General features: G+C 62.0%; 1 pseudogene. It reads left to right on the forward strand.

Annotated features, from left to right (window positions below):
* Positions 1 to 68 precede the first annotated feature (68 nt).
* Positions 69 to 292, forward strand: a pseudogene (locus P0G09_RS19930) (hypothetical protein); the annotation flags it as partial.

Consider the following 292-nt stretch of genomic DNA (forward strand, 5'->3'; position numbering starts at 1 on the left):
GCTGAAACCCGCACCGCTTGACATCGACCGTGTGAGATTTTCCCACGTTATGGATTCCTTTGATCTGGATGAGATCACACTGCAGGACCTGGAACTTCGGGAAAGCGGGGGGCGGCTATGACCACTGCTTTGTCATCGACAGGGGCCGCGGGGCCAGCCAGAGCCTGTGCGCCTGGGCTTCCAGCGATAAGACCGGCATCAGCATGAAAGTCTATCCCACCCAGCCCGGCGTGCAGCTCTACACCGGCAATTTCCTGCAGGACTGCCCCGCCCCCGGCAAGGGCGGCGTGCC

The sequence above is a fragment of the Faecalibacterium sp. DFI.5.82 genome, from assembly GCF_029076575.1.
GTDB classification, from domain to species: domain Bacteria; phylum Bacillota; class Clostridia; order Oscillospirales; family Ruminococcaceae; genus Faecalibacterium; species Faecalibacterium duncaniae.